Source organism: Bacteroides sp. AM23-12 (assembly GCF_003434395.1).
In the GTDB taxonomy this organism is placed as follows: domain Bacteria; phylum Bacteroidota; class Bacteroidia; order Bacteroidales; family Bacteroidaceae; genus Bacteroides; species Bacteroides thetaiotaomicron.
In genome coordinates this window covers 1-13,512 of the sequence record NZ_QTLF01000010.1, presented here as the reverse complement: position 1 = coordinate 13,512, position 13,512 = coordinate 1, and the positions used below count along the sequence as shown (strand labels likewise).

Annotated in this window: 13 protein-coding genes and 1 pseudogene; 7 read left to right on the top strand and 7 right to left on the bottom strand. The window is 44.3% G+C overall.

Going from position 1 to position 13,512, the window contains the following annotated elements; genetic code table 11:
- Nucleotides 1–4: 4 nt before the first annotated feature.
- The 7 genes from DW640_RS24395 to DW640_RS23735 form a co-directional block, all read right to left on the bottom strand.
- A complete protein-coding gene (locus tag DW640_RS24395; RefSeq protein WP_199610343.1) occupies nucleotides 5–283 on the bottom strand; it encodes an RHS repeat domain-containing protein in 279 nt (92 codons plus the stop codon).
- Nucleotides 261–3,158 carry a hypothetical protein gene (locus DW640_RS23565; RefSeq protein ID WP_158562595.1) on the bottom strand — a complete coding sequence of 966 codons (2,898 nt, stop codon included), beginning with the start codon at nucleotides 3,156–3,158 and terminating at the stop codon, nucleotides 261–263. Before DW640_RS23565 ends, DW640_RS24395 begins: the two co-directional genes overlap by 23 nt.
- A gap of 91 nt (nucleotides 3,159–3,249) precedes the next feature.
- Nucleotides 3,250–3,345: a smalltalk protein gene (locus DW640_RS23560; RefSeq protein WP_008767215.1), complete on the bottom strand. Its 96-nt coding sequence runs from the start codon at nucleotides 3,343–3,345 to the stop codon at nucleotides 3,250–3,252.
- Between the two features lie 5 nt (nucleotides 3,346–3,350).
- On the bottom strand, nucleotides 3,351–3,482 hold the full coding sequence (locus DW640_RS24305) for a hypothetical protein (protein ID WP_255309861.1): 132 nt from the start codon (nucleotides 3,480–3,482) through the stop codon (nucleotides 3,351–3,353).
- Nucleotides 3,483–3,672: 190 nt separating this feature from the next.
- The gene (locus tag DW640_RS11025) at nucleotides 3,673–4,191 is read right to left on the bottom strand and encodes an HU family DNA-binding protein (protein ID WP_008767216.1); all 519 of its coding nucleotides are present in this window, start codon (nucleotides 4,189–4,191) and stop codon (nucleotides 3,673–3,675) included.
- Between the two features lie 183 nt (nucleotides 4,192–4,374).
- Nucleotides 4,375–5,280 (bottom strand): DUF4373 domain-containing protein, encoded by a 906-nt coding sequence (locus DW640_RS11020; protein ID WP_117578120.1) that lies wholly within the window; start codon nucleotides 5,278–5,280, stop codon nucleotides 4,375–4,377.
- Nucleotides 5,281–5,328: 48 nt separating this feature from the next.
- The gene (locus DW640_RS23735; RefSeq protein WP_008767218.1) at nucleotides 5,329–5,652 is read right to left on the bottom strand and encodes a hypothetical protein; all 324 of its coding nucleotides are present in this window, start codon (nucleotides 5,650–5,652) and stop codon (nucleotides 5,329–5,331) included.
- Between the two features lie 444 nt (nucleotides 5,653–6,096).
- Here DW640_RS23735 and DW640_RS11010 point away from each other — a divergent pair, with 444 nt between their 5' ends.
- The 7 genes and pseudogenes from DW640_RS11010 to DW640_RS10980 form a co-directional block, all read left to right on the top strand.
- Nucleotides 6,097–6,822 (top strand): S24 family peptidase, encoded by a 726-nt coding sequence (locus tag DW640_RS11010; RefSeq protein WP_011108539.1) that lies wholly within the window; start codon nucleotides 6,097–6,099, stop codon nucleotides 6,820–6,822.
- Between the two features lie 143 nt (nucleotides 6,823–6,965).
- Entirely contained in the window at nucleotides 6,966–9,005 is a 2,040-nt protein-coding gene (metG, locus tag DW640_RS11005; protein WP_016269017.1) for a methionine--tRNA ligase, read from the top strand.
- An 11-nt stretch (nucleotides 9,006–9,016) separates the two neighbouring features.
- Nucleotides 9,017–9,583, top strand: coding sequence for an ORF6N domain-containing protein (locus tag DW640_RS11000; RefSeq protein WP_048696061.1), 567 nt, complete (start codon nucleotides 9,017–9,019; stop codon nucleotides 9,581–9,583).
- 16 nt (nucleotides 9,584–9,599) lie between these two features.
- On the top strand, nucleotides 9,600–11,048 hold the full coding sequence (locus DW640_RS10995; protein WP_016269018.1) for a lipopolysaccharide biosynthesis protein: 1,449 nt from the start codon (nucleotides 9,600–9,602) through the stop codon (nucleotides 11,046–11,048).
- Entirely contained in the window at nucleotides 11,045–12,148 is a 1,104-nt protein-coding gene (locus DW640_RS10990; RefSeq protein ID WP_048696059.1) for a hypothetical protein, read from the top strand. The genes DW640_RS10995 and DW640_RS10990 overlap by 4 nt, the downstream gene beginning before the upstream one ends.
- Nucleotides 12,136–13,335: a glycosyltransferase family 4 protein gene (locus DW640_RS10985; protein WP_117578116.1), complete on the top strand. Its 1,200-nt coding sequence runs from the start codon at nucleotides 12,136–12,138 to the stop codon at nucleotides 13,333–13,335. The genes DW640_RS10990 and DW640_RS10985 overlap by 13 nt, the downstream gene beginning before the upstream one ends.
- Nucleotides 13,332–13,512, top strand: a pseudogene (locus DW640_RS10980) (glycosyl transferase); the annotation flags it as partial. The gene DW640_RS10985 and the pseudogene DW640_RS10980, both read left to right, overlap by 4 nt.

The following is a 13,512-nucleotide window of genomic DNA, read 5'->3' as shown; positions in this document are numbered from 1 at the left end:
GTGTTTATTCATTTACAATGTGATAATTATTTAATTGAAGTATTTCCATTCTACCCTCTTCATTAAGTTGATAAGTCTGAATCAATCTTCCCCTTTTATCATAGGTATAGTAAGTACTCTGACCATTAGGGGCAGTAGAGGTTGTTATGCTATTACGTTGATTACACCAATAAGTAAATACTCTTGCACAAGGTAACTTAATTCGGAAATCATTGTCAAGAATAGGAGTATATGCTGTTAAAGCAGACAAGTCTTCTAGTTTACAACCTAAAACAGAACTCACTTCTTGATAGGTAGCATTTTCTATCCGTGCTCTGGGATTCTGTCCATAGTGACTCCATAAAAAAAACAGTATGTTTTGAGTTGTTCTCCACCTTCTCCAAAATATTCCCATATTTATCATAATAATTATAATCTATCCTTTCAATAGGTTTATAATTTTCATCTAATTGTAGTTCTCGTGCCAAAACATTAAAATACTGACGCCATCCGGAAAGAACCTCCAAAGGACGATAACTAAAATTATAGGATTTAAGTATTTTCCTCCCATGAGAAGTACCCAGATAAAGCTTTCTGTCAGTCGGTAATATTTGAAAGCCACTACTTGTAGAATAATTCCCATACAAATTCCAAGTGATTAAAGAATCTCCATTATTTTTTACCATAACCTGTTCTTTCAGATAACCGTTTTCGCTATAGGAAAAGTATTCCATTTGAACTTTTGCTTCTTCTTGGCTTCCTTGATAAATAACAGTACGTTTACTCACGGGAACGAATGTGCGAAAAGATTCTTGTGCAATATGAGTAAATAATCCAAAGTAGATATCAAGAGGGAAACTAGGTGTAAATATGCACAAACCGTACTTGTCAGAGTTATTATATTGATATTTATACTCTACACATTTTTGCATTTTACCATTTTCATTATAATAAACTTCTTTGGATATTTTCCCGTAACGCTTAATAAGATCTTCTGTAGGATGTGCCACCAAATGTTTCAAGAAGGTTTTATAATTTTCCGCCATCTCATATTCATTTTGGGCACATGATTTTAATGGTGTAAAAAAAGCGTTATCTGTATACCAAGAGAGATTCTGCAGATAGCCTTGAAAATAAGTTATCTTATATGAGTGTTCCTGCTCTATCCCCCCCTTGCTTGGATCAAGATAATGTTCCGTCACTTCAGGATAACGAATATGCGTGGATGGATAGGGAACATCACTAAAACCATCACTGTTATATGATACTGCCTTAACAACATATTGACCAGGCTTGTCAAAGTTAGGCTCAATTCGAAGATATTTATAAAAAGGTATATACATCACTTCTCCTTCATTCAAGTCCTTTCCATATGTATATTCTATTTCTCTTTGTTCTTTACCATTCGCATCGAAATAGCGAATGAGATGTATACGTGCACCTCCAGCCCATCCATAGCGACCCAAAGAAGGGAATTCAAGAGACGGATAGTAAGATGAACCTTCTGTCTGCTTGCTGATATAGGAATATCGATGAGGCTCATAAATAAACTGCACACTGCCGCCTGTAGGATAGGTGATTTGCTCCAATTGGGTTGCATCAAAGTCTTTTCCTGTGGCATCGCGGTCATTGGTGGTGAACTCAAAATCCAGTTGGTTATCTCCTTCTTGTGTCATTCCCGGTATCAATCCAGCGTTCTTATCTCTTCCACGCCAAAAGTTCCAATGGTCAATGTTACCAGTTAGAGGAGTCGGAATTTCTGGTACATTCGGAAGATAGTACTTAAAGCTATGTGTCCCTTCACACGTTGTGCTCACTGTACTCAGAAACATACGATTACCCCAATTAAAATCATATTTGAACCGTGCTATTTCCTTTATCTGGTTATACTTCATTTCTACAGAATCGAGTTTCGCACCGCTATTAAGAAAAAATCCTTCCTTCATATCTCCAACAGGAATAGTATGTTTGCTACGAGCAGAATAATAAAAATGTATAGTACAGCCATCAACCTCAATACGATCTATCAAAGCAACTTTAGTCAAAGAATAAGAATTCTTTAAAGTTCCGTCTGTCTCTCCGTACATTGGGGGATTAGTCTTGAAATTAAGTTTATTTTCAATTACATTATATTTAACGGCAGTTCTTTTTCCACTAAGCAAGTATTGTGTCAGTAAATCTGTTTTTTTCGCATAGTCGGCACTCTGATTCAGATCAATCAGTCTGGTTGGAAATTGATGATAAATCGGACCAATATCCCGGTAATGGATATTTAATATCCGTCCATTAGGGGCTTTTATTTGTGTCAGATGAAAAGCAGTTATTTCATTATGCATTATTTCACTATCAGGATTGGAAATAGAACCGCCTTTCCATGCAAGTGCGGTATATTCCAAAGAGGCATAACCATCACCACCAAAAGTATATACGTAGCCATCATCTGTAAGAATACGAATGTAGGTATTTTGAGAGGAAGTAGAATCTAGCAACTTCATGCCACTTAAATCCACTTGGTATTTACCCCCATTGTATCCGATGACACTTATACTTCCATCATAATTAATCATGAATTTTCCGGAATGCTTTCCAAAAGAGAAATAAAAGACATCAGGACAACTTTCTATATTCCCTTTATTCTCTGTAGGAGGAATAACAGGCAAAGTAGCCATTGTACTTTCTGGTCGGTAAGCGTACTTATAAGGATTCTGATATACATCTTTTTTCATAGTGTCCATGTTGAAATAATTGGTTCCCAGCATTGCAAGAAATCCCGTATATGTATTATGGACTCCGGGCAAAGTTTTATATCCCTTCAAATCATCTGGCATTCCGTTCACTTTACGGTAGATTATTCCACCGACATCTAGCATCCAGTCTCTCCCTACATAATTATCAGCTACTTGTGGACGAAATCCTTGAGAAGTGTAAGATATGGAAATAGGAAAGTCAAAATCCTTATCCAAGAAATTTACAAGCGATATCCTTTGATTAATACATCCTGTATTCTGATTAACCCGAGTATGATCGTAACGGATCATTGAAGCCACTTGCGGCGAATAGACGACTGGTTCACGTTCCAAAGAAGTAATTGATGGAAGATTATTAGCAACAACCGGTGGTATCATTCCTACCATTGCCAGCAATGTTACAAGTATATGTTTAATACTCAAACGTTTCATATATTTTTTATTTTTGAGAATAGTTTAGATAAATATAAGAAGGGTACACAACAAGATATTTGGTATGTACCCTTTAATGAATTTAGATTTCTTACAAACTCATCGCATTAGCACCCAAAACGCCTGCCACAGCTGACGCTACCGCGATAACCACCTTTAGGATCATATCCCATACTGATTTCTTCATTGCCATCATTTACCACCTTTCTCGTTCTTTAAATAGTTTAGTTTACTCTGTGTTCCTACCGTATTTTCCTCCGGAGAAAGCGTACGATTCCCCTGCGTGGCGGAACAATGCACCACGATCAAATTGATAGTTCTCATGTTAATTGATAATTCTCTGTTTAGTTGATTGTCTTATTAAAGTCCTAGTCTTTAACCAATTATCATTAGTTAGTCTTTTGCTGGTTATCCTTAGTTAGCTCTAGTTTGTTTCTTGTTTCTTTATTTTTCTGTTTTACAGTTACAGTTCAGTCGTTAGTCTTATATTTCTTCCCGCGAAGCAAGAAACAAATTATACTGTCGGGTCCGGTGCTTCTCCATCATCTCCGCCATCGCTGCCACCACCAGGCTTGTCATTCGGATCATCAACCGATCCGCCGTCACCAGGTGCGGAGACCAGCTTGTCATAGCGGGCACACTTGGCACCCGTCACCATAGAACGGGTAGCGGTGGTACGGTCCAGATTCTTCGTCGTGGTAGGCTGGAAGCGGACGGTAAGCGTAGCCTGTGCAGCACTCACCTCATCGGCGGTCTCAACACCCCGGCCACGGGCACTCATCACCATGCGGAACGTTCCCAAACCATCCACACTGACGCTTTCGGACGATTGAAGATGCTGCGCCATCACCGTCACCAGATTGTCAAGCGTATTTTTCACATCACCCGGAGAAAGGGAAGAATATGCGGCAATCTCTTTGGAAAGCTGTGCGGAATTGATATTTCCTGTACGAACTACATGGGGATAAAACAGTTTCTTCCCACTTTTCTTATCTTCCAGATTAGACTGGAAAGGTTTATATAATACTGGCATAATTGTAATAGTTTTTAGTTATTAATCTTTTTGTTAGTTTCTGTCGTTAAGCTTATTGACACTGCAAATATAAGGGCTTATTCTCAGCTATACAAGCGATTTCGGAAATGTGCGTTAATAAGTTAGTTAATATAAGAAATAAGCATATAACATATTGATATACATATATTTATCAAATTCATATTATTTATTCAGCACACTCAGCAAATAATGTCCCGGCAGTTTAATCTTCCCACCGCTTCCACGAATGACGCTAAAGCCTTTCCATATATCACCACCGATTTCACCGTAATTACTTTTCAGCAATATAGCGTACTGTTCAGCAGGAGGAACACGAAAGAGACGGAGATTCTCCAGCAGACCGGAAAAATTGCGGGGACATCCGTCCGGGGGAACCTGCATCCGGTCGATATCTTCCTGCGTCAGATTCCGTTTCCTCGTGGCAGATCGCTGATCGCATTCTTCTCTCATCCCGCCTCCGGCTCCTTCAGCTACTTTCTCTCCTTCACTCCCTTCTTCTTCATCCCCTCCTTTTGCGAAAGGAGGGTTAGGGAGGATGTTTTCTTTCTTTTCTTTTTCTTTTCTTTTTATGAGAGCTGTTTTTGTTGCAGTATCCCGGGATACCGTTGCAATATCCGGGGATACTGCAACATTTTCCCCTGTTGCGGCAACAGTATCCGGCTGCTCATCCGTTGTTTTCCCTTCCGGCAGCAGACAATAATCCGGACAGATATGGTGACGACTGCGACGTTTGGTGATGAAGAGATACTGCCGCTGGACATCCTCAGAAGTCAGAATGCTGTAACGCTCATAAAGCGCAGAGTCAAAAAGCCCGTATTCAAGAAACAGACGGATGACACGGCGGACGGTATCGTTGTCCGTACTGAAAAGCTGATCGGAAAGTTCGTCACAGAAATCGGTGTCGGCACGGACATAGTAGCCCTCGCCCGAATAGAGATAAGACATAATATAGATTAAAACGGTGAAAGCGGAATCGCCCTCACGCTTCATGACACGACGAACGATACGGTCGTGCATGAAGTCGGTGCTCAGGGGAAAGTAGTCCAGTCCCTGTTTGATTCTTCCCATAGTTGTATTGTTTTTATAAATAGTTTATCAGTCAGTTTTTTCATTTTGTTAATCAGTCAGTTCCGCTTCCACTTCACAAAGTTTCTGCTTTTTCCGCTTGATACTTGCCCTTACAGTCTGCAGGGCGGACAGAATCAGTTTCTGACGAAGATCGGGGTCTTTCGTAGAGGTGATAACGGGATAAGGTTCACGGTCATCACGTGCCAGCGTGCGCTTCTCGGTCTTCCTGTATTTCCGGCTGGCAGATTTGCGGCATTCCTTGCAGTAGTTGTTTGAAAGGCCGGTTTTCTTATCTACGTAAAAGGCTTCTGAAGGAAGCGTGTGTTTGCAACAGCCGCAAACGTAAAGTGTTTGTTTTTGTAATGTTTCCATTCCGGTTATTCTTTTTGATATACTTGATATGTTTTCAGATAAAAGGTAAGGCAGCCTGCGCACAGGAGGTTCACATCCTACACAATGATCATTGGCAACTTGCCCGTCAGATGTTAACAGCCATCACGTCAGCTGTTAATACCCAATATAACAACTGTTAACTCCTGACAAATCAACTATTAACAGCTGACAGCTCTCTTTTCGGAGGGGGAGAATGCGGTTTTTGAAAGTATTTCGCATCTTTTTCTTGTTTTCTCATGGTTTATCTAATTTTTATTTCTAATTTTGAAATCAAATATTCATTTCGAATACCACAAAGGTATAGTAAGTCGCATATATAAAACAAATAATTTTAGATATTAACGCTGAATTATTTTACAAAAGACTGTATATGAGGCGATAAGGCAAGAATAAATATTAACATATAAAAAAGTAAGCAAAAACATGAATGAGAAACAAGCGGATACACTGCTGAATGTACCGGAAATCGTAAAGCGGGCGAAAATAGCGTTGAATCTGAAACGGGATAGTGAACTTGCATCCTATTTAGGAGTAGCCAGAGCGACACTTTCCAACTGGTGCGCGCGAAACAGCATAGACTTTCCTTTACTGCTGAATAAGCTGCGTCATGTGGACTACAACTGGCTGCTGACCGGAAAGGGAAGTCCGCTGCACGACCCAAAGTCTTTTGACAACGGAAAGATACGGGGAGAAGTAGAGACTATTCACAATTCAAAAACCACAGAAGCCATAGACGACCGAAGTGTGACGCTCTATGACATCACAGCCGCCGCCAATTTAAGGACCCTGCTTTCCGACAAACGCCAATATGCGCTGGGCAAAATACTGATTCCGAGCATACCCGCGTGTGACGGAGCCATCTTTGTCAACGGAGACAGTATGTATCCCATTCTCAAATCGGGAGATATCGTAGGGTTCAAGGGGATCAACAACTTCAGCAACGTCATTTACGGAGAAATGTACATCGTGGCGTTCCACCTCGACGGAGACCAGTATCTGACGGTGAAATACGTCAACCGCTCGGAGAAGGAAGGGTACGTCAAACTCGTCAGCTACAATCCGCACCACGAGCCGATGGACTTGCCTGTAGACACCATTCAGGATATGGCAATAGTGAAGTTCTCCATCAGAAAGAATATGATGATGTAAAAACGGCACAGGCTAAACAAGCCTTTTCCACAGATTTCCTGTCACATTTCTTCCTGAAATCTGTGGAAAGCATTATCTTTGCACGTTGCAAACCGTATCTTTGCACATTGCAAGCAGTAAAATCATAAAATCACTCTATATCAATGGAAAAGAAATTCAAGAGAACCACCGTCACATCGGCACTGCCGTATGCGAACGGACCTGTACACATCGGTCACCTGGCCGGCGTATATGTACCGGCAGATATCTATGTGCGCTATCTGCGACTGAAGAAAGAAGATGTATTGTTTATCGGAGGTTCGGACGAACACGGAGTACCTATCACGATTCGTGCAAAGAAAGAAGGAGTCACTCCGCAGGATGTAGTAGACCGTTACCACTATCTGATCAAGAAATCGTTCGAAGAATTCGGCGTTTCGTTCGATGTATACAGCCGCACCACTTCGAAGACGCATCATGAGCTGGCTTCGGATTTCTTTAAGACGCTATACAACAAAGGAGAGTTTATCGAAAAAACATCCGAACAATACTACGACGAAGAAGCGAAAACATTCCTCGCCGACCGTTACATCACCGGTGAGTGTCCTCACTGCCATTCGGAAGGTGCCTATGGCGACCAATGCGAGAAATGCGGAACCTCCCTGTCGCCCACCGATCTGATCAACCCGAAGAGCGCCATCAGCGGCAGCAAACCTGTGATGAAGGAGACCAAGCACTGGTATCTGCCCCTCGACAAACACGAAGGATGGTTGCGCCAATGGATTCTGGAAGACCACAAGGAATGGCGCCCCAACGTATATGGACAGTGCAAGAGCTGGCTCGACATGGGATTGCAGCCGCGTGCCGTCAGTCGTGACCTCGACTGGGGTATCCCTGTGCCCGTAGAAGGTGCGGAAGGAAAGGTGCTGTACGTGTGGTTCGATGCTCCTATCGGATACATTTCCAATACCAAGGAACTGCTTCCCGACAGTTGGGAGACATGGTGGAAAGACCCCGAAACACGCCTGCTCCACTTCATCGGAAAGGACAATATCGTATTCCACTGCATCGTATTCCCCGCCATGCTGAAAGCGGAAGGAAGCTATATCCTGCCGGACAACGTGCCGAGCAACGAATTCCTGAATCTGGAAGGAGACAAGATTTCGACTTCCCGCAACTGGGCGGTATGGCTGCACGAATATCTGGAAGACTTCCCTGGTAAGCAGGACGTACTCCGCTACGTACTGACCGCCAATGCTCCGGAAACGAAGGACAACGACTTTACATGGAAAGACTTCCAGGCACGCAACAACAATGAGCTGGTAGCCGTATACGGCAACTTCGTGAACCGTGCAATGGTGTTGACTCAGAAATACTTCGACAGCAAAGTACCCGCCTGCGCAGAACTGACGGATTACGACAAAGAAACCCTGAAAGAATTTGCCGACGTAAAGGCAGAAGTAGAAAAGCTGCTCGACGTATTCAAATTCCGCGACGCGCAGAAAGAGGCGATGAACCTGGCACGCATCGGCAACAAATACCTTGCCGACACCGAACCCTGGAAACTGGCAAAGACCGACATGGAACGTGTAGGCACCATCCTGAACATCTCTCTGCAACTGGTTGCCAACCTTGCCATCGCTTTCGAACCGTTCCTGCCTTTCAGCTCGGAGAAACTCCGCAAGATGCTGAACATGGAAAGCTTCGAATGGTCGGAACTGGGAAGGAACGACCTGCTCCCGGTAGGACATCAGCTGAACAAGCCGGAACTGCTGTTCGAAAAAATAGAAGACAGCGTAATCGAGGCACAGGTACAGAAGTTGCTCGACACGAAGAAGGCCAACGAAGAAGCCAACTATAAGGCAAACCCGATTCGTCCGAACATCGAATTTGATGATTTCACGAAACTCGACATCCGCGTAGGTACCATCCTTGAATGTCAGAAAGTGCCGAAAGCCGACAAGCTGCTGCAATTCAAGATTGACGACGGACTGGAAACACGTACCATCGTATCGGGCATCGCAAAGCACTACCAGCCGGAAGAACTGGTAGGCAAGCAGGTTTGCTTTATCGCCAATCTCGCACCGCGCAAGCTGAAAGGTATCGTCAGCGAAGGCATGATTCTGAGTGCCGAAAACAACGACGGTAGTCTGGCAGTTATCATGCCTCAGAAAGAGGTGAAGCCGGGCAGCGAAGTAAAATAAGTGATAAGCTAATGGATATTACACTCACATTAATACAGAGTAAGATATATGAAGTCCGAGGGCAGAAAGTAATGCTGGATTTTGATTTGGCCGAAATGTACCAAGTTGAGACACGTATCTTAAATCAATCGGTAAAGCGGAATCAGAGCCGCTTTCCCGAAGACTTTATGTTTCAACTAACAAATGAGGAATGGGAAGATATGTCATCACAATTTGTGATGACATCCCGTGCCAAACGTCCGAAATCTGCTCTTCCACTAGCATTTACCGAACACGGTGTTGTAATGCTCTCCAGTATACTCCGAAGTGATATTGCCATACAGACCAGTGTTCTGATTGTACGTGCATTTGTTGCCATACGGCAACTAATTGCCAAATTTCCTGTAGATAGAGTCGGCCAGTTAGAAAATCAGATGGAAGAACTGAAAAATTATATCGAAGAGGCCTTCACCGATTATAATGATATTAATGAGGATACCCGCACACAATTGGAGCTGATCAATCAAACACTGGCCGAACTGCAAGCGCAAAAAGCAACAGCGGATAAGCCACGTAATCCAATAGGATTCAGAAAGTGAAATATGGTATAATAATATGAGTGAAGAACAGTCACTGAAACAAAAAACAGCAAAAGGGCTATTTTGGGGAGGGCTCAGCAGCAGCGTACAGCAGCTACTAGGACTTCTTTTCGGAGTAGTGTTAGGAAGATTACTGGACCCTGCAGATTACGGTATGATCGGTATGCTGGCTATCTTTCCGGCCATTGCTTCCGCCCTGCAGGAAAGCGGATTTGTCGCAGCACTCGCCAATCGCGAGAAAGTCAGCGATAAAGACTATAACGCTGTATTCTGGTTCAGTATCTCTTTTAGTGCTGTTCTTTATATTTTGCTCTATTCTTCAGCTCCGCTGATTGCTAAATTTTATGATACTCCGGAGTTAACGTCGCTTGCCCGTTTCTCTTTCCTCAGTTTCTTTATAGCCAGTTTCGGGATAGCTCCACGAGCTCTTCTTTTCCGTAATCTCAAAGTGAAGGAGAATACCATCATTTCTCTTTCAAGCCTGTTTCTATCCGGTATTGTGGGGATTATTCTTGCCGCAAACGGATTTGCCTATTGGGGTCTGGCTATACAGACAATGACCTTTGTCGTCATAGGCACGGCACTCAACTGGTACTTTGCCCACTGGAAGCCCAGCTTCCGCATTGACTTCTCTCCCATCAGGGAGATGTTCGGATTCAGCAGTAAAATGCTGATTACGCAAGTCTTTATTATCATCAACCAAAACCTGTTCTCCGTCCTGCTGGGTAAATTCTACACTAAACAGGAAGTCGGAGACTTCAGCCAGGCCAACAACTGGAACAATAAGGGACACGCCCTCATCACCGGAATGATCAACGGAGTCACCCAGCCCGTACTGGCAAGTGTGGCTAATGACCCGCAGCGTCAGGCGGCCGTGTTTCATAAAATGCTGCGTTTCACGGCTTTTATTTCTTTCCCTGCCATGTTCGGGCTCAGCCTCATTTCCAGAGAGTTCATTCTGATTGCCATCACGGACAAGTGGCTCGCTTCCGCACGGATCATGCAATTACTTTGTATATGGGGAGCCTTTATCCCGATCAATAATCTGTTCTCCTTATTGCTGGTCAGCCGCGGGCGGTCTTCCATCTTTATGTTCAACAGTATCGCACTGAGCGTGTTGCAGCTGATCACTGCCTGTATCAGTTATCCATACGGCATCACCACCATGATTTATCTGTTTGTCGCTATCAATATCGGGTGGCTGTTTGTCTGGTACTGCTTTGCCCGGAGAGAGATTCCGCTGACGCTGTTCAGCATACTGAAAGATATCGCTCCTTATTTTCTGCTGGCAGCTTCGCTGACAATCGCAGCCCATTACATAACGTCGGGCATCACTAATCTGTATTTGTCACTTACCATCAAAGTGTTTTTCGTGGCTTCTCTATATGCACTTGTTTTGTGGAAAATGCAATCAGTCATTTTCAAGGAATGTATTCAGTTCATTAAAAAGAAAAAGATATCATGACGACACCTACCAATTACATAGCGACCTGGTTCTACAAGGAATCCAAAGAAGATGCCAGTTTCTATCCGCAGGCAGGCAAACGGGGAGATTCCGCCCTCGTCCATTCCATTTATATGCAGATACAAGTGCCGTTCTTTACCACTTTCAGGCATTATCATCCGGATGACAAGTTGCTTTTCTTCAGCAATCTGGATCAGTTTCCCGATTATCTGGAACGATTATTCAAGGAGTTACGGATTGAGACTGTTACCCTGCCTTATCTCTGCATCCCTCCCAAAGGATGGTACGGGGCATGGAGAAATCAATTCTACCTGTATGATATCCTGCGCTATATGGAGAAAAGGATGCAAGCGGACGATACGTTGCTCATCTGCGATGCGGACTGTCTCTGTATGCGTCCGTTGGAGCAACTGTTCAGCGACACACGGAAATACGGTTCCGCCCTGTACGATGCATCCGACCGACCGGACCTCAGCGTGAACGGAATCACACTAAAGGAGATGACAGATATCTATAATGACTGTTACGTAGAAAAAGAGAAGAGAGAAAAAGAGAAGGAGGCAACGAAGAAAACAGAAGCGGAAAAGGAAGAAGCAGAGCAGCAAGATACGAAAAACGGAGTCACAAGAACAGAGCTTGTCCATTATTACGGGGGAGAATTTATCTCGCTGCGTGGTGATGTAGTAGCACGAATCAACGAAGCGTATCCTGCTTTATGGAATTATAATCTGGAACGTTTTGCCGCCAATCAGCCCAAACTGAACGAAGAAGCCCACTTCCTGAGCGTAGTGGCTACGAGGCTCAACATCCACAACAATATCGCCAATCAATACGTCAAACGCCTCTGGACCTACCCCAAATACAATACGGTAGAAAAAGGAGACGAGCAACTAGCGGTATGGCATCTTCCTTACGAGAAAAAAAGAGGATTGTATCTGCTGTACAAACACTTTGTGAACCACCCCACTTTCGATGACGAAGAGGCCTTCCGCAAGAAAGCCTCCGCCTACACCGGTGTGCCGACCGTTACTTTCGGGAAACGTATCCGCGATTTCATCACCATTCTTCTTCTAAAAATAAAAGACAAATGCATATACTGATACTTCCAATGTACTATCCTGAGAAGGACTCCTCCCCGCACCGGGGATATATGTTCTTCGAGCAGGCTATGCAACTGGCTAAATCAGGCTGCCGGACAGGACTTGCCTTCACGGAGCAAAGGCCTCTGAAGAACTTCACATGGAAACGGTTCCGCAAAGAGAGTCATTTTCAGATATCGGCAGAAGATAACGGCAGTTTCGTCACCATGCGCATGCACGCATGGAACCCGAAACTAAGCACCCGCGCGGGAGGAATCATCTGGTCTCTGCTGACCGTCTTGTTAGTACGGAAGTATATCCGCACTTACGGTCGCCCCGACCTGATTCATGCGCACTTCGGCACATGGGCAGGGTATGCCGCACGACTGGTTTATAAATGGTATAAGATTCCCTATGTCATCACAGAGCACGCCTCTTCCATCAACGGCAATCAGACGACACCGTCGCAGGCAGTGATACTAAAGAAGGCATACAGCGAGGCACGCAAGATCATCTGTGTCGGCACGAAACTGAAACGGAGCCTGTGCGCATACGTCAGTGACCCGGATAAAGTGACCGTCATACCGAACTTTGTAGATACGAACACCTTTGCATTCAGCCCTCACCGGACGGAGAAAGAGAAACATTTCACTTTCATCAGCATCGGAAACCTGAATAAGCGCAAAGGATTCTGGGATTTGCTGACTGCTTTTCACTGGGCATTCAAGGATATGCCGCACGTCTCTTTACTCATTGCCGGAGACGGGGAAGAAATGCAGTCACTCAAAGAGCAGATTCAGTCTCTCCACCTGGAAGAGCAGGTAAAACTGACCGGCCGCCTGTCACGGGAAGAATTGTCCGGGTTGCTGGCTACTTGCGATGCTTTTGTACTGGCCTCCTTTGCGGAGACATTCGGCATCGTATTCATCGAAGCAATGGCAACAGGCTTGCCCGCCATCGGCACCGTATGCGGAGGACCGGAGGACATCATCACTCCCGAAAGCGGCTTCCTCATCCGACCGGGAAATGTGGATGCGCTCGCCGCTAAGATGAAAACATTGTACGACACCTACGAGTCGTTCGACAAAGAGAAAATCCGCCAGTCCATCGTCAGCCGTTTCGACTTTCAGTTGGCGGGGCAGAAGTTACGGCAAGTTTATTCAGAAGCATTAGAAATGTCCAAGCCCCCAAAAGCATCGGAATCATGAAAGTTACAGTCATAGATTGTTCAGTATCAGGCCATCGGGAAACGTATTATAAACAGTTTGCTCAGACATGGGCGGGCATGGGGCACGAAACGTCGCTCATCGCTCCCGACGGGAAAGGTGTACAGGAGACCGTTGCCTTTCAGCCTGTCTCAGCGCTTCCGCTGCTGCCGCTCCCTG